26 protein-coding genes are annotated in these 19,923 nt (G+C 32.8%); 15 read left to right on the plus strand and 11 right to left on the minus strand.

The window, feature by feature from the left end; all coding sequences use genetic code 11:
* Positions 1-1,765, minus strand: a 1,765-nt coding sequence (glgB, locus tag QZZ51_RS08965) for a 1,4-alpha-glucan branching protein GlgB (protein WP_291868847.1), incomplete at its 3' end; no start/stop codon positions are given.
* A 185-nt stretch (positions 1,766-1,950) separates the two neighbouring features.
* Between glgB and QZZ51_RS08970 the strand changes: the two genes are divergently transcribed.
* From QZZ51_RS08970 to QZZ51_RS08990, 5 genes are all read left to right on the plus strand, one after another.
* Entirely contained in the window at positions 1,951-2,508 is a 558-nt protein-coding gene (locus QZZ51_RS08970) for a collagen-like protein (protein ID WP_291868849.1), read from the plus strand.
* 120 nt (positions 2,509-2,628) lie between these two features.
* Positions 2,629-3,129, plus strand: a complete 501-nt coding sequence (msrB, locus tag QZZ51_RS08975; protein WP_291868851.1) for a peptide-methionine (R)-S-oxide reductase MsrB — start codon at positions 2,629-2,631, stop codon at positions 3,127-3,129.
* A gap of 33 nt (positions 3,130-3,162) precedes the next feature.
* Entirely contained in the window at positions 3,163-3,690 is a 528-nt protein-coding gene (locus QZZ51_RS08980; protein ID WP_291868852.1) for a DUF1572 family protein, read from the plus strand.
* Between the two features lie 110 nt (positions 3,691-3,800).
* Positions 3,801-5,192, plus strand: coding sequence for a dihydrolipoyl dehydrogenase (gene lpdA / locus QZZ51_RS08985; RefSeq protein ID WP_291868854.1), 1,392 nt, complete (start codon positions 3,801-3,803; stop codon positions 5,190-5,192).
* Between the two features lie 84 nt (positions 5,193-5,276).
* Positions 5,277-5,558, plus strand: coding sequence for a DUF3817 domain-containing protein (locus QZZ51_RS08990; RefSeq protein WP_291868856.1), 282 nt, complete (start codon positions 5,277-5,279; stop codon positions 5,556-5,558).
* A gap of 22 nt (positions 5,559-5,580) precedes the next feature.
* On the opposite strand, the gene QZZ51_RS08995 is transcribed toward QZZ51_RS08990, so the two are convergent.
* From QZZ51_RS08995 to QZZ51_RS09010, 4 genes are all read right to left on the minus strand, one after another.
* Positions 5,581-6,306 (minus strand): diphthine--ammonia ligase, encoded by a 726-nt coding sequence (locus tag QZZ51_RS08995; RefSeq protein ID WP_291868858.1) that lies wholly within the window; start codon positions 6,304-6,306, stop codon positions 5,581-5,583.
* Positions 6,307-6,720: a type II 3-dehydroquinate dehydratase gene (aroQ, locus tag QZZ51_RS09000; RefSeq protein WP_291868859.1), complete on the minus strand. Its 414-nt coding sequence runs from the start codon at positions 6,718-6,720 to the stop codon at positions 6,307-6,309. It abuts the gene before it with no gap.
* Positions 6,721-6,800: 80 nt separating this feature from the next.
* On the minus strand, positions 6,801-7,328 hold the full coding sequence (locus QZZ51_RS09005) for a hypothetical protein (protein ID WP_291868861.1): 528 nt from the start codon (positions 7,326-7,328) through the stop codon (positions 6,801-6,803).
* Between the two features lie 263 nt (positions 7,329-7,591).
* Positions 7,592-8,185 (minus strand): porin family protein, encoded by a 594-nt coding sequence (locus QZZ51_RS09010; protein ID WP_291868862.1) that lies wholly within the window; start codon positions 8,183-8,185, stop codon positions 7,592-7,594.
* 167 nt (positions 8,186-8,352) lie between these two features.
* On the opposite strand from QZZ51_RS09010, the gene xerD reads away from it, so the two are divergent.
* Positions 8,353-9,249 (plus strand): site-specific tyrosine recombinase XerD, encoded by an 897-nt coding sequence (xerD, locus tag QZZ51_RS09015; RefSeq protein WP_291868864.1) that lies wholly within the window; start codon positions 8,353-8,355, stop codon positions 9,247-9,249.
* A gap of 3 nt (positions 9,250-9,252) precedes the next feature.
* Here xerD and QZZ51_RS09020 read toward each other — a convergent pair whose 3' ends face one another.
* Positions 9,253-9,747 (minus strand): hypothetical protein, encoded by a 495-nt coding sequence (locus QZZ51_RS09020; RefSeq protein WP_291868866.1) that lies wholly within the window; start codon positions 9,745-9,747, stop codon positions 9,253-9,255.
* Between the two features lie 91 nt (positions 9,748-9,838).
* Positions 9,839-11,131 (minus strand): NAD(P)/FAD-dependent oxidoreductase, encoded by a 1,293-nt coding sequence (locus tag QZZ51_RS09025; protein ID WP_291868868.1) that lies wholly within the window; start codon positions 11,129-11,131, stop codon positions 9,839-9,841.
* A gap of 102 nt (positions 11,132-11,233) precedes the next feature.
* On the opposite strand from QZZ51_RS09025, the gene QZZ51_RS09030 reads away from it, so the two are divergent.
* From QZZ51_RS09030 to QZZ51_RS09040, 3 genes are all read left to right on the plus strand, one after another.
* Positions 11,234-12,661: an amidohydrolase gene (locus QZZ51_RS09030; protein ID WP_291868870.1), complete on the plus strand. Its 1,428-nt coding sequence runs from the start codon at positions 11,234-11,236 to the stop codon at positions 12,659-12,661.
* A gap of 123 nt (positions 12,662-12,784) precedes the next feature.
* Positions 12,785-13,279 (plus strand): sigma-70 family RNA polymerase sigma factor, encoded by a 495-nt coding sequence (locus QZZ51_RS09035; RefSeq protein ID WP_291868872.1) that lies wholly within the window; start codon positions 12,785-12,787, stop codon positions 13,277-13,279.
* Between the two features lie 4 nt (positions 13,280-13,283).
* Positions 13,284-13,934, plus strand: coding sequence for a hypothetical protein (locus tag QZZ51_RS09040; RefSeq protein WP_291868874.1), 651 nt, complete (start codon positions 13,284-13,286; stop codon positions 13,932-13,934).
* On the opposite strand, the gene QZZ51_RS09045 is transcribed toward QZZ51_RS09040, so the two are convergent.
* Both QZZ51_RS09045 and QZZ51_RS09050 read right to left on the minus strand, forming a co-directional pair.
* A complete protein-coding gene (locus QZZ51_RS09045) occupies positions 13,931-14,734 on the minus strand; it encodes a lysophospholipid acyltransferase family protein (protein WP_291868876.1) in 804 nt (267 codons plus the stop codon). The genes QZZ51_RS09040 and QZZ51_RS09045 overlap by 4 nt on opposite strands.
* 26 nt (positions 14,735-14,760) lie before the next feature.
* Complete coding sequence (locus QZZ51_RS09050; RefSeq protein WP_366511959.1) at positions 14,761-15,429, minus strand: CoA pyrophosphatase; 669 nt, start codon at positions 15,427-15,429, stop codon at positions 14,761-14,763.
* Between QZZ51_RS09050 and QZZ51_RS09055 the strand changes: the two genes are divergently transcribed.
* Complete coding sequence (locus tag QZZ51_RS09055) at positions 15,401-16,111, plus strand: peptidylprolyl isomerase (protein ID WP_291868878.1); 711 nt, start codon at positions 15,401-15,403, stop codon at positions 16,109-16,111. The genes QZZ51_RS09050 and QZZ51_RS09055 overlap by 29 nt on opposite strands.
* An 8-nt stretch (positions 16,112-16,119) precedes the next feature.
* Here the strand turns inward: QZZ51_RS09055 and QZZ51_RS09060 are convergent, their stop codons facing one another.
* Together QZZ51_RS09060 and QZZ51_RS09065 are read right to left on the minus strand one after the other, a co-directional pair.
* Positions 16,120-16,728, minus strand: a complete 609-nt coding sequence (locus QZZ51_RS09060; protein WP_291868880.1) for a trimeric intracellular cation channel family protein — start codon at positions 16,726-16,728, stop codon at positions 16,120-16,122.
* A gap of 28 nt (positions 16,729-16,756) precedes the next feature.
* Positions 16,757-17,227, minus strand: a complete 471-nt coding sequence (locus QZZ51_RS09065; RefSeq protein WP_291868882.1) for a hypothetical protein — start codon at positions 17,225-17,227, stop codon at positions 16,757-16,759.
* 151 nt (positions 17,228-17,378) lie between these two features.
* On the opposite strand from QZZ51_RS09065, the gene QZZ51_RS09070 reads away from it, so the two are divergent.
* Genes QZZ51_RS09070 through QZZ51_RS09090 form a run of 5 tightly spaced genes read left to right on the plus strand, consistent with a single transcriptional unit; the run spans position 17,379 to position 19,922 of the window.
* Positions 17,379-17,753, plus strand: a complete 375-nt coding sequence (locus QZZ51_RS09070) for a VOC family protein (RefSeq protein ID WP_291868884.1) — start codon at positions 17,379-17,381, stop codon at positions 17,751-17,753.
* A 54-nt stretch (positions 17,754-17,807) separates the two neighbouring features.
* Complete coding sequence (locus QZZ51_RS09075) at positions 17,808-18,521, plus strand: YafY family protein (protein WP_291868886.1); 714 nt, start codon at positions 17,808-17,810, stop codon at positions 18,519-18,521.
* Positions 18,522-18,528: 7 nt separating this feature from the next.
* The gene (locus QZZ51_RS09080; protein ID WP_291868888.1) at positions 18,529-19,020 is read left to right on the plus strand and encodes a MepB family protein; all 492 of its coding nucleotides are present in this window, start codon (positions 18,529-18,531) and stop codon (positions 19,018-19,020) included.
* A 51-nt stretch (positions 19,021-19,071) separates the two neighbouring features.
* Complete coding sequence (locus QZZ51_RS09085) at positions 19,072-19,404, plus strand: metalloregulator ArsR/SmtB family transcription factor (protein WP_291868889.1); 333 nt, start codon at positions 19,072-19,074, stop codon at positions 19,402-19,404.
* Positions 19,405-19,451: 47 nt separating this feature from the next.
* The gene (locus tag QZZ51_RS09090; RefSeq protein ID WP_291868891.1) at positions 19,452-19,922 is read left to right on the plus strand and encodes a DUF6428 family protein; all 471 of its coding nucleotides are present in this window, start codon (positions 19,452-19,454) and stop codon (positions 19,920-19,922) included.
* The last annotated feature ends 1 nt before the right edge of the window (position 19,923 follow it).

A 19,923-nucleotide genomic window follows, 5' to 3' on the forward strand; every position in this document is an offset into this window, starting at 1 on the left:
TATTTAAAACCTCTTTTAATATTCCAGATTTTGGCACTCCAATTCTATAATTTTCTCTTGGAACAGGTGTAAAATTACAAGCTACAATTATATCATTTTTGGTATCGTGCCCTTTACGAATATAAGTGAGAACAGAATTTTCATGGTCCCCATAATCTATCCATTGAAAACCTTCTGAACTAAACTGCTTCTCATACAATGCTGGGTATTCTTTATAGAATTTATTTAAATCTTTTACAAAATTCTGAACGCCCGAATGCCCATCATACTCCAATAAATGCCAATCTAAACTCTGTTGAAAATTCCATTCCGATGATTGCCCAAACTCACCACCCATAAACACTAAATTAGTACCTGGGTGTGTAAACATATATCCAAATAGCAATCTAAGATTTGCAAACTTTTGCCAATCATCTCCTGGCATTCTGTATAATAAAGATTTCTTTCCGTACACTACCTCATCATGCGAAAAAGGAAGCATAAAATTTTCTGTAAAAGCATAGGTCATACTAAAAGACAAATCGTTCTGATGGTGCTTTCTATATACTGGTTCTTTCTTAAAATATTCTAATGTGTCATGCATCCATCCCATCATCCATTTCATACCAAAACCTAATCCGCCATGCTTTACAGGCTTAGATACTCCTGAAAATGCAGTAGACTCTTCGGCTATAGTCTGTACTCCTGTAAAACTGCTATAGACTTCTTCATTTAGCTCTTTTAAAAAAGAAATAGCGTCTAAATTTTCATTATTACCATAAATGTTTGGCTCCCACTCTCCGTCTTCTCTAGAGTAATCTAGATACAACATAGAAGCAACAGCATCTACTCGTAGTCCGTCTATATGAAATTGGTCTAACCAAAAAATAGCATTACTTATTAAAAAAGCTCTTACTTCATTTCTTCCGTAATTAAAAATTAAACTTTTCCAATCTGGATGATAGCCTTTACGGCGGTCTGGATGTTCATACAAATGAGAGCCATCAAAGAAACCTAATCCATGTGCATCTTCTGGAAAATGAGAAGGAACCCAATCTAAAATTACACCAATATCATTCTGGTGGAATGTATCTACCAAAAATTTAAATTCTTCTGGTTTTCCAAATCTTGACGTGGGTGCAAAATAACCTGTTAATTGATACCCCCAAGAAGGATCATAAGGGTATTCCATAACCGGCATAAATTCTACATGCGTAAAGCCCATCTCTTTTACATACTGGACTAAATCTTCCGCAAGCTCTTTATACAATAAAAAGGAGCCTTCCTTTCCTCGCTTCCAAGACCCCAAATGCACTTCATACACCGAATATGGCTTATCTAAACCATTTTTATCTTCTCTGTAACCCATCCATTGTTTATCCTTCCAATTGTAATTCTCTTCCCAAACAACAGAAGCTGTTTTTGGTGGATGCTCACACAATTTTGCAAATGGGTCTGCTTTTTCTGTTACTACACCATTGTTATTGGAATGAATTTTATACTTGTACTTTGCTCCTTGGCTTACTCCCGGAATAAAACCTTCCCAAATACCACTGCCGTCCCAACGCACATTTAATTTATGCTCCTCTGCATTCCAAAAATTAAAATCTCCAACAACAGAAACTTCTCTTGCAGATGGCGCCCATACGGCAAAATAAACTCCTTTTTCTCCATCAACTTCTATACTATGAGAACCCAATTTTTCATATAATCGAAAATGTTTACCTCCTTTAAAAAGATTAATATCAAAATCGGTAAATAAACTATGTGAAACTACTACTGCCATAAACTGCTGTATTTATGGTAAAACTAATCATCTTTACACAGAAAAAATAGAAATTAAAGCTATACTTAAGTACAACATTTCATTTTTATGTTAGAGGCTTTTTTTTCACAAATGGAACACTTTTTGATTACCCATTAAAACAAACCAAAAAAATTAGGTCATACAAACAACATAAAATTATAATTATGAGAAGAATAGGAACAGTTTTAGGTGTTTTTTTAAGCTTACTTGTCATCGCATGCGAAGGACCGAGAGGACTGGATGGTTACGATGGGTTAGATGGTGCTGACGGAGAAGATGGCATCAATATTCTAGGTAAAGTAATAGACATTGAAGGTAACTTTACAGCTGCTAATGAATACAAAATAGGGTATAAATTTCCAAATACTATAGAAGTTTTTGAAACCGATGTTATACTTGTTTATATTCTTTGGGATCAAACCACCGATATTAATGGTGATGATGTTGATATTTGGAGGCTCCTTCCACAAACTCGTCTTTTAGACCAAGGTATTCTGCAATATAATTATGATTACACCTTTTTTGATGTATCTATCTTTATGGAAGCGGATTTTAATATGAGTACATTACCTACATCCGATACCGATAACCAAGTATTTAGAATTGCTGTTTTACCAGCTGAAGCAGCGCAGAATTCTAAATTAAATACTTTGGATATAAGTGCTGTAATGCAAACTATAGGACTAACCAATAATGATGTGTCTAAAATGACACTGCAATAGATTCTAAATAAAAAAGAGAAGAAAGCTTAGCAAAATAAACTTTGCTAGGCTTTCTTATTTCTAAAAGTTTGTAAGGAAGCTTACAAATTATAGACTAGTAATCAATAAAAAGGTCTTATTATGGTTAAAAATATATATTTTGTATTGAGCTTACTACTAATCAGTTGCCAAGGAATATCCCAAAAGACTATAGAAAGTAACACAAATAAAGACAAAGACGCTAGCAACTACAAAGTAAATAAAACAGATAAAGAGTGGCGTGCAGAATTAACCGACATGCAATATTATGTTTTACGCAAAGCTGGTACAGAAATCGCAGGTTCTAGCAATCTTTTAGACAACAAAAAAGAAGGCACTTACGCTTGTGCTGCTTGTAATACGCACCTTTTTAAAAGTACCTATAAATATGACTCTGGCTCTGGATGGCCTAGTTTTGATAGAGAAATTAAAAACAATGTTGCTTTTGATGTAGATTATAAAATTGGTTACGAGCGCATTGAAGAACATTGTGCTACTTGCGGAGGACACCTTGGTCATGTCTTTAAAGACGGGCCAAAAGAAACTACAGGAAAAAGACACTGTGTTAATGGCGCAGCTTTAACATTTATTCCTAAAAAATAATAGTTTTTGTATTTTAGTTGAAAAACTAATTTTATGGATTTTACAAAAGAATATCTCCATAGTGTAATGTTTGAGTTTAAACGTTACAAAACACTAGGAGATACAACTTTTTCCCAACTTTCCGAAGAAGAAATTCAGTGGACTTATCAAAAAAACGAAAATAGCATATCCCAAATCGTAAAGCATATCGTTGGGAACATGCATAGTAGATGGACTAATTTCTTAACAGAGGACGGGGAAAAAACTTGGAGAAATAGAGACGAGGAATTTATAAATTCTTACACCAATAAAAAAGAAATGCTTACCGCTTGGGAAAAAGGGTGGCAATGTCTTTTTAATGCCCTGGAGACTCTAAATGAAAATAATTTTACTTCTACCGTTTATATTCGTAATGAAGAACATTCCATACCCAACGCAATAAACAGACAGTTAGCACATTACAGTTATCATGTGGGTCAATTGGTTTTAATAGGTAAAATGCTTAAAGGAGAACAATGGATTTCTCTCTCTATTCTCAAAGGTGAATCCGAAGCATTTAATGCTTTAAAATTTAATTCTTAAACACCTAAACTGTTTGTTCTAGATACCACATATTAATTTAAAATTGATTTATATATTTTCAGTTTGGTTTTGTACTTTTGCACTTCAAATTTTATATAAAAAATAAATATATGAGCACTTTTGATGTTATTGTTTTAGGTAGCGGACCTGGAGGTTATGTAGCCGCAATTAGAGCCTCTCAATTAGGATTAAAAACAGCCATTATAGAAAAAGAAAATCTTGGTGGTATTTGCTTAAATTGGGGATGTATCCCTACTAAAGCTTTAATTAAATCTGCCCAAGTATTTGAGTATCTTAAACATGCAAGTGATTACGGACTTAAAGCGGATAATATTGAAAAAGATTTTGATGCTGTTGTAAAACGTAGTCGTGATGTTGCTAGCGGAATGAGCAAAGGCGTTCAATTCTTAATGAAAAAAAACAAAATTGAAGTAATCAATGGTTTTGGAAAATTGAAACCAGGTAAAAAAATTGATGTTACTGCTGACGATGGTTCTACTACCGAATATAGTGCGCAAAACATTATTATTGCTACAGGTGCTCGTAGTAGAGAATTACCTAGTTTACCGCAAGATGGTAAAAAGATCATTGGTTATAGACAAGCTTTAAGCCTTGAAAAGCAACCAAAAGAAATGATTGTTGTAGGTAGTGGTGCTATTGGTGTTGAATTTGCTTATTTCTATAATGCAATGGGTACCAAAGTTACTGTGGTAGAATATTTACCAAATATTGTTCCTGTAGAAGATGAAGATATATCGAAACAATTAGCTCGTAGCCTTAAAAAATCTGGCATTAAAGTAATGACTTCAGCAGAAGTAACTTCTGTAGATACTTCTGGCGATGGCGTAAAAGCTACTGTAAAAACTGCTAAAGGAGAACAAGTATTAGAAGCTGATTTGGTTCTTTCTGCTGTTGGGATTAAAACCAATATTGAAAACATAGGTTTAGAAGATGTTGGTATTGCTACCGATAGAGACAAAATATTAGTAAATGATTTTTACCAAACAAACATCCCTGGTTATTTTGCTATTGGCGATGTTACTCCTGGAGCTGCTTTAGCACATGTTGCTTCCGCAGAAGGTATTCTTTGTGTAGAAAAAATTTCTGGTATGCATATTGAACCTTTAGACTATGGTAATATTCCTGGTTGCACATATTGCTCTCCAGAGATTGCTTCTGTTGGTTTAACAGAAAAAGAAGCGAAAGAAAAAGGTCTAGATATTAAAGTTGGTAAATTCCCTTTCTCGGCAAGTGGAAAAGCAAAAGCTTCTGGAACACCTGAAGGATTTGTAAAAGTAATTTTCGATGCTAAATACGGCGAATGGTTAGGATGCCACATGATTGGGGCAGGAGTTACCGATATGATTGCAGAAGCTGTTGTTGCTCGTAAATTAGAAACTACTGGACACGAAATACTAAAAGCAGTTCACCCTCACCCAACTATGAGTGAAGCGGTAATGGAAGCTGTTGCAGATGCTTACGACGAAGTAATTCATTTGTAAAATACAATAAGAAATAAAGATGTGGCTTATTCATAAGTCACATCTTTTATTTACTCATTACTCTATATAAATCATTTTTAAATTATGCTAAAAACATTTAGACTTACGGCAATTCTCGAGGGTATTTCATACTTGCTTTTATTTGCCTTAACTATGCCTTTAAAATATTTAGCAGAGATACCAGAGCCCAATAAATACGTTGGTTATGCTCATGGCTTCTTATTTATAGCTTATGTAGTTTTAGCTATAATATTCTGGTTCGAAAAAAAATGGAGTATAAAACGTTTGTTAATTCTATTGCTAGCATCGCTCCTTCCTTTTGCTACTTTTTATGTAGATAAAAAATATTTAAAGGACGCTGAATAATTTAAGTTTTCTATAGTTGTAGTTATTGCACTATTAAATCGCAATACCAAAAAGAAGTGTCCCAAGAGTCATTATCTTTGGCAAAAAAATTATCGTCTTTATCTTTTGACGGGGTATAGCCTCTAAGTACCTTTTCTCCTATTATAAAATCGACAGGTTTTTTAAAAATAGGACCATCAAAAACAAAGGTATGAAACTCTCCATTTTCACCGCAGATATCTACATTTTCTGGTAAATTCTCTATAAAATTTTCATCTATAATTCTTCCACAAAAAGAGGCATCTAGTAACTTTGCGTTTACACAAACAGTAATTGCCTTATATCCTTTTTCTAAAAACTCTAATAAAAGCTCCTTTGTATTTTGTTTCCAAAGCGGAAAAACTGCCTTTACCCCTACTTCCGCTAATTTAGCTTCTCTATATTTTTTTAAGTCTTCTAAAAAAATATCTCCGAAAAATGCATACTCATAACCCTCTTGCAACAAACCAGTCATTACTGTTTTCATTTGCGCATCATAAGTAGACATACTAACGTTTCCGCCTAATTCTATTTTCTCTAATGGTATACCAATAGCTTCCGATTGCTTTTCTAGTAAATTAACAGACAAACCATGCATAGAAACTCTATTATAATCTGTATTAACTGTTGTTACTAATTTGGTGACATCATACTCCTTAGCAGACAAAGTCTTGTCTAATGCCAACATAGCATCTTTACCACTACTCCAATTAAAATATGCTTTTTTCAATTACAAGAAACTTTGAATTGCTAAATCATAACTCTGCAAACCAAAACCTAAGATTACTCCTTTGGCTGCGGCAGAAATATAAGAAACATGTCTAAAATCTTCTCTTTTGTGAGTGTTAGATATATGCACTTCTACCACAGGAGTTTCTACTCCTTTAACCGCATCACCAATACCTACAGAAGTATGGGTATATGCTCCTGCATTAAGGACAATGCCATCATAAGAAAAGCCCACGTCTTGTATTTTACCTATAATTTCTCCTTCTATGTTAGATTGATAATATTCTAATGCTATAGTTGGGTATTTTTCTTGTAGCTCCGTAAAATATTCCTTAAAGGTTTTACTTCCATAAACTTCTGGTTCCCTTTTTCCTAATAAGTTTAAATTAGGACCATTAAGTATTAAAATTTTCATAGTCTAAAAATACTAATAATTATGTCTTTATAGGAAGTAAAGCCACACCATTATTTGTTTACATTTAAAATGTTGAAAAATTAAAAAAGAAACAGATAACTTAAAACAAGAGAAGAAAATTGAACATCATCATTAACAACAAAATAAGAAACATTAAACTCATTAGTACCATCTCTTAAATCTATACCTAAAGAAGGTCTAAAATAGAGTGCTCCCTCATTTCCTTCGTTGATACCTAAAACATAACCAATATCACCTCCAAATTTAAAACCAACATTTTTTCCAGGATATATTCTTAATGAAGCACCTATTGGAACATATTGAAGATTAGCAAATTCTGTTTCTAGAGTTGAACTTCCATTATTTATAACTTCTTTTTCACCAAAGGCATTAAAAAAACCTGCTGTAACACCAATATCCATGGCCTTAGAAACACCCCAATGATGATACATATCTAGACCTAATCCAAAACTATAATCATCAGAAAAATCACCTAATATCGCACCGCCATTTAAACCAGCTCTAAAATTTGTTCGGTCTACATTTCGTTGAGCACTTAGTGCTAATGTCACAAAAGTGAATAATAAGATACATACATTTTTTTTCATGATTGGTGTAATTAAATTTAGTGAGCAACAAATTTAACAGCATTCATCGACTCACTATCATTTTTGTTGTCAACCAGCTATAATCATGCTTGTAAGTACCATTTTTGTATATATTAAATCTTAGACTATTCATTTATGAAGCATTTCCTCTAAAATTTATGATTCTGTTTATGTATTGCAATAAGAACAAAACAAAAAAAGCTAACTAAAATTGATTTTAGTTAGCTTTTTTTGTTTTATAAAAATATTTTGGTTTACTATAACTATAAAAAATAAACTGCTGATAATTGGAAAACTCTATTTTTAGAAGTTACATCATCTATTGCATTTAAGAAACCTGCATTAAAACGTAATTGAAAATAAAAATTATCATCTAAACGGTACCCTGCACCCGCTGTAAGTCCAAAATCAATAGTATTCGATTCTCTGAAAGAACCATCTCCTCCTCCAAAACTATTTCCATCTAAATTATCCGAAAACAAGACTCCTAATTGTGGCCCAGCTTCAATATACAAGTCTTCCCATACATTATATTTCGCAACTACAGGAACAGTTATATACCAAAAATTTAAATCGTCCTCAAAAAAACCGCCTGAACCTTGTAAAGAAATAAGTGCTTCTGGCTGAATAATAATTTTATCGCTAAAAGGAATCTCTAAGACACCCCCTAAATGAAAGCCTGGCTTAGAATCGTAGCTATATGCTGAATCTCCTCCCAAAGAAGAAATATTAAAACCTCCTTTTACTCCAAACCTCATATCGCTAGAACTTCCACTCGTTCCTTGAATTACTTGTGCGTTCATTTGTAACAGCCCAAGACTAAAAAAAGCTAGTATTACATAAATTTTTGTTTTCATTTTATTCGTGTTTATAGTTTTGTTAATGGGTTCAAATTTACACAATAAAATACATTTACTTTAATTGCTTTATTAAAATAAATGAGCTATCCTAAGAACAAAAGTGACGTTCTTTGTTACATAATAGAAAGTTTAAATAAAATAGACTTTAATAGTATCTTTACCTTATGGTTTGGAAAAATGCCTTAAAAGATTACAAGCTCTACCTTAAATTAGAAAGAGGATTATCTAGCAACTCTATTGCAAATTACACTAGAGATGTAGAAAAATTAATGCGTTTCCTAAAAGCCAATAATTACACCGATTCTCCCTTAGTAATTAACAAAAATACGATGCAGCAATTTATTTATGAAATTGCCAAAGTTGTAAACCCACGTTCACAGTCTAGAATAATTTCTGGCCTAAAAAGCTTTTTCCTCTATTTAGTTTTTGAAGATTATAGAGAAGATAATCCTATGGAATTAATAGACTCACCCAAAATTGGACGTAAACTACCCGACACTTTATCCGAAAAAGAAATAAACGCATTAATTGCAGCGATAGATTTAAGCAAGCTAGAAGGAGAACGTAACCGTGCCATTTTAGAAACCCTTTATGGCTGTGGATTACGCGTTTCTGAATTGGTAAATTTAAGAATATCGGATTTATATTTTGATGAAGATTTTATAAAAGTTACTGGCAAAGGTGATAAACAACGTTTTGTACCTATTAGCAGTATAAACAAGAAGTATATAACGCTTTACAAAAAAGAGATACGGGTACATTTAAATATTCAGAAGGGTTTTGAAGACACCTTGTTTTTAAACCGAAGAGGAAAACAACTTACAAGAGCAATGATTTTTACCATAGTAAAGCAACTTGCTGAAAAAATTGGATTGCATAAAACGATAAGTCCGCACACATTTAGACACTCTTTTGCTACGCATTTACTAGAAAATGGGGCAGATTTACGCGCTATACAACAAATGCTTGGTCATGAAAGTATTACTACAACAGAAATTTATATGCATGTAGACCGCAGCCACTTGGCTGATGTTATGCAAAAATTTCATCCCAGAAATTAAATCTTAAAATTTATACTTCCCTGTTAAGGTAAATACTTTAGGCAAAGTATAATTCCCATGAACCTCTTTATTAATCTGCATTTGCTGCCGGGCTTCTATAAAAATACTTTCATTTACATCTACCCCTACTCCATAGGAATAGTTAAAAATAGCCTTTGGACTTTTAAGCCCATACTTAGCCTGTTCTATCTCCAAACCTAAACCCGAAAAAATATAAAATTTATTGCTAACATACTTTTTTAACCTAAAATTAAATTTAGACACATTAGCCAGCATATAAGTATCATAAAACCCACGAAGTTCTAATTGCAATTGAGAGTCTAATTTATAATCCAAATCAAAATAGGAATGCGTATCTCCATTACTAAGAGAAGGATAAGACCAACTATGCAAACTTACTTTCTTTGGAATTGTCTCGTTCTGTTGATTAGCTTCAACCTCTTGACCATAGGATAAAAATGAAGTCACAATTAAAAAAATACACAAAAAATATTTCATTCAGTTGTTTATATTCAACCAAATCTAAAGCAATATCTTACATAAGATAAAATATTAAGCTACTTTAACAAGGCATTAAGTATAACCTAACTTAATCTTTAAACGGACTATAATCTCTATTATAAGGGCGTATGATAAGCCGTGCTTCCCTATCAAAACGAATGTAATTATATACCCAGTTTACAAAAACTACTGCTCGGTTTCTAAAACCTATTAAAAAGAAAAGATGTACAAACATCCACACAAACCAAGCAAAAACTCCTTGAAATTTAAAATTTTTGGTATCCGCAACTGCCTTATTTCTTCCAACAGTAGCCATACTACCTTTGTCTTTATACTTAAAAGGTTTTAATGGTTTATTCTCTAACAATCTCACTAAATTTTCTCCTAAGTTTTTTCCTTGTTGCATTGCAGGTTGTGCCATCATTGGGTGACCTCTTGGCATATCATCACTTTGCATACATGCAACATCGCCTATGGCAAATATACCTGGATAAGCTTCTACCTGATTGTACTGATTAACACAAATTCTTTTTCCTCCTGCCAATAACTCCTTAGCATCTATCCCCTTTATAGTTGCCCCCTTTACTCCTGCTGCCCAAACCATAGTTGCAGTACTAAATGTAAGGTCTGTTTTTGTTGCTACTATTTTTCCATCGTAACTTGTTACTCTAGTATTTTTCCATACATGAACTCCTAGTTCTTCTAAAAAATCTTCTGCCTTCTGCGATGCTTTTTTACTCATCCCTGGTAGAATACAATCTCCACCTTGTAATAAGTTAATCTGCACTCTTCTTATATCTAAATCTGGGTAATCTTTAGGCAATACTCCCTTCTTTATTTCTGCCAAGGCCCCAGCCAACTCTACTCCCGTTGGTCCTCCGCCCACTATAACAAAATTCATTAAAGCATCACGCTCATGCATTTCATCTGTAAGCAAAGCTTGCTCAAAATTCTCTAATATTAAACTCCTTAAATTTAAAGACTGTGGTATGGTTTTCATAGCCATAGCATATTGCTCAATCTCTTTATTTCCAAAAAAATTAGTTTCAGAACCCGTTGCTATTACCAGATAATCATAAGATAAATTACCAATACTCGTTTTTATTAGTTTACCATTTGCATTTACTTCTTCTACATTAGCTAACCTAAAGTAAAAATTAGGGTAATCTTTTAAGACTTTACGTATAGGGTATGCTATAGAATCTGGTTCTAATCCTCCTGTGGAAACTTGGTATAATAAAGGCTGAAAAGTATGATAATTATGTTTATCTATAAGTACTACTTGCACCTCTTTCTTGCTTAATTTTTGAGCTAGTGCAATACCACCAAACCCACCACCAATAATGATGATTCTAGGAAAACTTGATTTTGGAATATTCATATGAAAAAGTCTGAAACAAAATTACAAATTAACCTTCTAGGAAACCACAAGAAAGGTTGTTTTTCCTATATTTATAAAATGGACTAATTAAAAAAAAACAATATGAAAAACGTACTCTTAATCTCTCTTTTGTTATTGAGCTTTAACCAAAATATTTTAGCTCAAAAAAACACTTCAGAGGTACTAAAACAATTAAGCGCCAAAAGCGACACCTATGGAGAGATTGCACAAAAAATATGGGACTTTGCTGAAATGGGATACCAAGAAACAAAAAGCTCTCAATTATTACAATCCACGTTAAGCAAAGAGGGTTTTCGAATTAATAAGGGAGTAGCAGAAATACCTACTGCCTTCATAGCAGAATATGGAAATGGCTCTCCTGTAATTGCTATAATGGGCGAATATGACGCTCTACCAGGTTTATCACAACTTGCAATTCCAGAAAAAAAATCTGCTGGAAAAGCAGCTGGCCATGCCTGCGGTCATCATTTATTCGGTACTGCATCAACAGCTGCGGCTATTGCTATAAAAAACTGGATGAAAGCAACCAAAACAAAAGGCACAATACGCTTCTATGGTACTCCTGCCGAAGAAGGCGGATCGGGTAAAGTTTACCTTGTAAGAGCAGGACTCTTTAATGATGTAGATGCAGCTTTGCATTGGCATCCAGGAGCTCAGAATGCGGCTAGTGCTGGTGCAGCATTAGCCAATAAATCTGCTAAATTCCGATTTTATGGTATTTCTGCCCATGCTGCAGCATCGCCAGAAAAAGGACGCTCAGCTTTAGACGGTGTTGAAGCCATGAACAACATGATAAATATGATGAGAGAACATGTCCCAGAAAAAGCAAGAATTCATTACGTTATAACAGATGGCGGTAAAGCACCCAATGTTGTTCCAAACTATGCCGAAGTTTATTATTACGCTCGTCATGGAGAAAGAGATGTAGTTATCTCCATTTTTGATAGAATGGTAAAAGCAGCAGAAGGTGCTGCTCTAGGCACAGGAACCACTATGGATTATGAAATGATTGGTGGCACACACGAACTATTACCAAATTTAACACTACAAAAATTAATGCATGATAAACTCTCTGAAGTTGGTGGCATGGAATATACTGCTACTGAAAAAGAGTTTGCTGATAAAATAGCTTTAACTCTAGGGCAAAAAGAAGCTAATTTAGAAACAGCTAGTAGCATTCAGCCATACAAAACGGTAGCAAAAGCTTTTGGATCTACAGATGTTGGCGATGTAAGTTTTACAGTCCCTACTGTAGGTATGAGCTCTGCAACATGGGTTCCCGAAACCCCTGCGCATAGCTGGCAAGCCGTGGCAGCCGGAGGAACTACAATTGGAAAAAAAGGTATGATGATAGCAGCAAAAACTCTTGCCTTAACAGCCATAGAATTGCTCCAAAACAAAACTTTAATACAAAAAGCCAAAGTAGAATTCTTAGAAAAAAGAGGGGCAAATTTTAAATACATCCCCTTATTAGGAGATAGGGCTCCTGCATTAGATTATAGAAAATAATAGACTCTTAAAAATTTAAAATAACCTAGCTGTACCAAAAAAATACTATATTTTTTTTAGTACAGCTTGTAACAAATGATAATAAAGAACTACTAATACTTTAACAACTACCAACCAACAAAAGTGAATAAAGAATTGGAACACCAATTTGTGACTAATCTACAGAGCAATCAAAACATTGTTCACAAAGTTTGTACGTTATATACAAATGACAAAGATGCTCACAAGGACCTTTTCCAAGAAATAACAATACAGCTATGGAAAGCATATCCCAAATTTAGAGGAGATGCAAAATTTAGCACATGGATGTATAGAGTTGCTTTAAACACCGCTATTACATTATATAGAAAATCTAAACGAACAATTCGTACCCAGGATTATGATTCTGTAATTTTTAAAATAAAAGCAGATGAATATGACGAAACAGAAGAACAACAATTAAAATTAATGTATAAAGCTGTTAAACAATTAGGCGATATTGACAAAGCGTTAGTTTTTCTCTATTTAGAAGACAAAGATTATAGAGAAATTTCTGAAACACTAGGTATTTCTGAAGTAAATGCAAGGGTTAAAATGAATAGAGTAAAAACCAAATTAAGAACCATATTGAACCCCTAAGGAGATGATGGACGAACTGGAACTATTAAAAAAAGACTGGCAAAAGAAGGATATTGACATCCCTCAATTGTCCTATAACGATATTTACGAAATGACTTGGAAGAAATCTTCTTCTATTGTTAAATGGATTTTAATTATTAGTATTTTAGAGTTTACCCTACCACATTTGCTATTCCTTATTCCCTCTTTTCAAGAGAATATGAGTATTTATGAAACTATAGGTCTTAAAAAATATTTTTATTCCATTTCAGCAATACAATACCTGGTTATATTCTATTTTATCTATCAATTTTATCAGCGATACAAAGAGATTTCTGTTTTAGAAGATGCTAAAACTTTAATGCGGAAAATTATAAAAACAAGAAAAACAGTAAAAAACTATGTTATCTTTTCTCTATCCATGATATTATTTACTGTTTTAGTAATGATTATCGGTATCTATTTAAATGATGATTTTGTTAACTCCGTTTCAGAATTAAAAAGGAACAACAATAGTATGTCTCCTGAAAAACTTAAAATGGCATTAATGATAGGAATAGGTGTATTTGGGATACTACTCACCCTATTCATGGGTGGTATTTATTTTTTACTATACGGTAGACTATTAAGAAAATTAAACAAAAATTACAGGAAACTTAAGCAGTTAGAAATCTAACCTCTAAACCTTCTTTGTTTATTTTCTTCTTCCATTGCTAATAAATCTTTTTTAGAAATTACTTTTAAGAAAGAAGGGTGCTGTTCTATGGCATATTCTAGTTTTTCTATGATAGAATCAAAAGATTCATTTTCATAATCAATCTCTAATGGTTCCTTTATAACCATCGACTGTAAAATACCTTTCTTTTTTATTCGTAATCCTTTTTTATCAAAAGAACGTCTAAAACCATCAATAACAACAGGTACAACTATTGGCTTATATTTTTTTATAATATGAGAAGTACCTTTACGCAAAGGTTTCCAAGGTGTTGTAGTACCCTGTGGAAAAGTTATAACCCAACCATCATCTAAAGCTTTTCCGATACTAGAAATATCGCTAAATTTAACTTGCCGTTTTACATCTTTACCTTCGGACCTCCAAGTACGCTCCACACTAATAGAACCAGCATAAGCAAAAACTTTTGTCATCAGGTTTTTCTTCATCGTTTCTGCGGCAGCTATATAATACATATTTAACTTAGGCTTCCAGATATAACCAAGGTTTTTAATTGTATTTTCTCTTCCACTTAAACTAGCGTTAAATACATGAAACATAGCCACTACATCTGCAAAATATGTTTGGTGGTTACTAACAAAAAGCACATTTCTATCTGGTAAATTTCTTAAAATTTCCGATCCTTCTATTTCTAATTTATTAAAACGCTTATAGCGTTGGTGGGTAAATACCGCTAAAATGCGGATTAACCATTTTTTAATAAACAAAATATGCCCAAAGGGATTTCTTTTAAATAAAGCCATAGATACAAAATTACAAAAATAAGCCCTTACAACACCTGTTTTAGAAGTTCTTTAATCTCACTAAGCATCATTGCTGTTGCACCCCAAACCTTGTAACCATTTAGATTAAAGGCAGGTACCTCTATATTTTTAGAATATGAAGTAGATAGCTCTTGTATTACAATTCTTTCTTCATCTAAAAAATCTATAAGAGAAACCTCTACAATTTCTTCTACTTCTGTCTCTTGTTTTATAAAAGGTCCCGTTTGATCATACAAACCAATAAACGGGTGTACTAAAAAATTACTCGGAGGTATGTAAACTTCAGTGATAGATTTAATTACCTTAATTTTATCGCTAGCAACACCAATTTCTTCGTTGGTTTCTCTTAAAGCGGTCTCTAATATATTTAAATCTTCTTTTTCTGCTTTACCTCCTGGAAAGGCTATTTGGTTAGAATGAACCCCCTTATACGTTTTTCTAAGAATTAATAACAAATTTGTCTGATTCTCCTCATTTGGGTAAAATAGTGCCATTACCCCCGCTTTTCTAGGAGTTTCCTTATTTATTTCACCTTCTTGTAACTCTTTTATTCTTGTAGCAGGAATCATTTTATAATGCGAAGATTCCCCTGGAAGTGACAAATCCTTTATTTTTGGTATCTGTTGTTTAAAAAAACTATAGTCCATGCTGCTCCATAAAATTACTACTACCATAATATTACTCCTTTTTTTAGTAGGATGCAAAGAAGAATCTAAGAACAACATTAAAAAAAATCCTGTAAAAATAAATATTGTTGATTCTGTTTTAATTGATTCTTCTAAAATTGAACTGCCCAAAGAAAAATTTGAACTTACGGAGGAAAACTCTATAGATTTCTTTTTTAATTACAGTAAAGAATTAAAAGCTAATAAAGTAAAATTAACTACTACCCTAGGTAGCTTTACTATTCAATTATATGATAATGTCCCTTACCATAAAGCAAACTTTATATACTTAACCAGAAAAGGATATTTTGACAATACACAGTTTCATAGAGTGGTTAAAAATTTTATTATTCAAGGTGGCAACTCAGACAACAGAGGAACCTCTAGAAAAAGAAAGGACATTGGTAGGTATTTATTACCACCCGATACTAGAAAAGGACACAAACACCATCGCGGTACAGTTTCTATGCCTAGTAGCGAAATAAACAACCCTCATATGTTGGCCTCTCCATTCGAATTTTTTGTTGTGGTAACCAAACCAGGTTCCTATCATTTAGATGGAGAGTATACCCCATTTGGTAAGGTTATACAAGGCATGGATGTTGTGGATAAAATAAACAGTCAAGATGTTGGCAAAGGAGACTGGCCTTCTATTAATATTTATATTACAAAGGCAGAAGTTATAGAGTAACCCAATTACTAATTAGATTTATAAATATTTGGCAATCTAATATTATATTTTACTGCTAAAATTCGTAATGCAATTATAGATATAATAGCAAAAACAAATACATAATCTGTCTTAATAGGAGTCAACAATAATAAAAAATAAATACCTCCTCCTAAAATGCAAACAGTTGCATAAACTTCTTTTCTGAAAATTACAGGAATCTCATTACATAAAATATCGCGAATAACTCCTCCAAAACATGCTGTTATAGTCCCTAATGCAATACACATGATTGGCTCCAAATCAGCAGAAATACCTTTTTCTATACCAATTAAAGTATAAAATCCTATCCCTATAGTATCAAACAAAAAAAGTGATTTTCTTAAATATTTTAATTTATTTACAAAAAGTATTGCAAAAACAACCGTAGCTGCAATTGTAAACATATAAATTGGTTCCTTTATCCAAGTTACGGGAACATTACCAATAAGCACGTCTCTTAAAGTACCGCCACCAACAGCAGTAACAAAAGCAATGATATAAACCCCGAATAAATCGAGCTTTTTTTCCATTGCTACTAAAACACCCGAAATAGCAAAAGCTATTGTTCCTAAAATATCTATAGCAAAATAAAACATAGTGCAAAATTACTATTTAATTATTGCATTATTTACTTAAAAAGTACTGTGCCTGAATATTTGATGACAAGCTATGACTTCCTGAATTAGTAAAATTTATATTTAAGTTAGAATACGTATTTATAGCGTTATAATTAGTTGCGTAACAGCTACATGGTCTTCCTCTACCTCTTCTTCTATTCTTATTCATAAGAAGCTCCAAAACAAGACCAGAAACAGCTCCTCCCAAAGTAGTAAAAAAAACATCACTATTATCCCAACCTCCATATTCTGCCTGATCCATGGATTCTTTTACGAGACCTGCAGCCAAGGCACTACCCACGGCACCAGCCCATGTCCAACGCATATCTCCTTTGAAAATTTTGTTTGCAGTATAACCTCCTACAGCACCTATTACTACTCCTGCACCTAGATGTTGCACACTACTAGAATCTGCAAATTGAGCATTCGCACTACAAAATGAAATCAATAAAAAACTTAATAAAATAAAACTCCTCATACCTGATAATTTAATAATGATGCACAAAACATCATATCTCATAACGAACAATAACATATTTCCGTATATCCCTAAATAAAAATACACCCCTGACATAAACTGTCATTTACCCCATTTAGATTTGCAATATCAATATAAAAAAATAACTATTATGACAAATGCAGTTAATTGGTTCGAAATACCAGTTGAAAATTACGAAAGAGCTAAAACCTTTTACACCACAATTTTGGATTCTAAAATTGAAGACTTCCCTATGCCTAACGAGGTGAAATACGGTATTTTTGACTATAAAATGGAAAGTAATTGTGTAGGAGGAGCCATTATTAAATCTGAAGGGTACATCCCTTCGACACAAGGTTCTTTAGTTTATTTAAACGGCAGCGATGATTTAAGTGTTGCGCTAAGTAAAGTAGAAACCGCTGGTGGCAAAGTTATTATGCCTAAAACCGATATTGGAGAAAATGGCTTTATTGCTCATTTCTTGGATACTGAAGGAAATAAAGTTGCCTTACACTCCATGGAATAGTACCCAAAAACTAAAAGATAGTAAACCAAACCGGGTTTACTATCTTTGATTGTAATGACGCAACTATCTAGACTTATAGCTATTCTTACCCTTTTAAAATCTAAACGGATTTTAACGGCTACGGAATTATCTATGAAATTTGAAGTTAGTATAAGAACCATTTACAGGGACATTAAAAAATTGATTACTGCTGGTGTTCCTATTGTAACTATTGAAGGCAAAGGATACACTTTAATGGATGGTTATACCGTTGCTCCTGTTCAATTTACAGAGAAAGAGGCTAATGCCTTAATTACCGCACAACATTTAGTAAAAAAGAGTAATGATAGTTCCTTTGTTCTGGATTTTAACGAAGCTCTCACCAAAATTAAATCTGTTTTTAGGTCCTCTATTTTAGAGAAAAGTGAACTTCTGAATCAAAAGATTCATGTTTTTGACACTCGAGAAAAAAATATTGCCAGCAACTCTCTTTCCGAAATACAATTAGCGATTACCAATTATAATTACATTGAAATTAATTACAGGAAAGAAAACGATACGAATATCTCTTTTAGAAAAATTGAGCCGTACGCTATGTTTTCTACTCAAGAAAAATGGATTTTAATTGCTTGGTGTCATTTACGCATAGAATACAGAGCCTTTAGAGTGGATCGTATTCAACATTTTAAAATACTTAGAGATACTTTTGAAGATCGCAAATTTAACATTCAAGCCTATTTTCAATCCTGTCCCTATGACATGAAAGAACCCAAAAATAAGAATACCTAATTTTACAATGGACTTCCTAAAAACCCAAATTACTTTTTTAAAGAGCATACAATTGGAACTTTCTAATATCATTAGAAACAAAGAAAGTGCTGCATATGAAGCATGTTCCTTTAGAATTGATAATCATAAAATAATTAGTCGAAAATCTAAAATAACTCCTAAAAAAATTGGCCAATTTGTTGCTATTTGGAAACGAAACAAGGAGCAAATTACTACTCCGCATACGCAAGAAGACAATTTCAATTATTTCATGATTCTTTGCGAAAAAGAAGAAAAAACAGGTTTATTCATTTTCCCAAAAGAGATTCTTATTCAAAAAAATATAATCAGTACATCTAAAAAAGAAGGAAAAAGAGGCATACGCATTTACCCTTCCTGGGACAGCCCCACGAGTCCTTTAGCTCTAAAAACACAAGAGTGGCAACTACATTACTTTACATTATTACCCGCTAAAACGACTGAAAAAAAATACTATCAGAAATTATTTACACACAAATAATTTGCCAGCCCATCCTTTAATCGTAATATTGCAATATAAAAATATAATGACATGGGATTAGCTAAATCTGAAATATTCACAGACAAACAAAATGCAATTTCTGCTTTTACTAAAGTATTTGGTCACCCAGCTAGGGTTGCTATACTGGAACATCTTTTTGCTATAAACACTTGTATTTGTGGAGACTTAGTAGATGTGATTGGGTTAGCACAACCAACAATATCTCAGCATTTAAAGGAACTAAAAAATGTAGGGCTAATCAAAGGAAATGTAGAAGGAACAAGTGTCTGCTATTGCATACATAAAAAGAATTGGACCGCCATGAAGTCGGTTATAAACGAATTCCTTAACCAAGATATTACGACAAAAACAGATTGTTGTTAAAAAAATTTGAATCCATTAATTACAATATTGCAATAAAACGATATACTATGAAACTATCCGAAATAAAAAAACATTTAATCCATTTAGAAAAAATTGCTTTTAAACTTCCCAATGGAGAATTAGTTCCTAGACATTTTCATGTAACCGAAATTGGAAAAGTAACCAAGAAATTTATCGACTGTGGTGGCACTTTAAGAAATGAACAAGTAGCAAATTTTCAATTATGGAACGCAGATGATTACGATCATAGATTAAACCCCGAAAAATTAATTCATATCATAGAACTTTCTGAAAAGGTTTTAGAATTAGAAGATTTAGATATAGAGGTGGAATACCAAGGAGAAACCATTGGTAAATTTGGTTTAGATTTTGATGGAACTAATTTTGTGTTAACCAACAAACAAACAGATTGCCTAGCAAAAGATAATTGTGGTATACCCGAGGAAAAATCCAAGAGTAACCTTACAGAACTACAAACAACCAAGACTACTTGCAATCCAAAATCTGGTTGTTGTTAAT

The organism is Maribacter sp. (assembly GCF_016744255.1).
Classification (GTDB): Bacteria; Bacteroidota; Bacteroidia; order Flavobacteriales; family Flavobacteriaceae; genus Maribacter_B.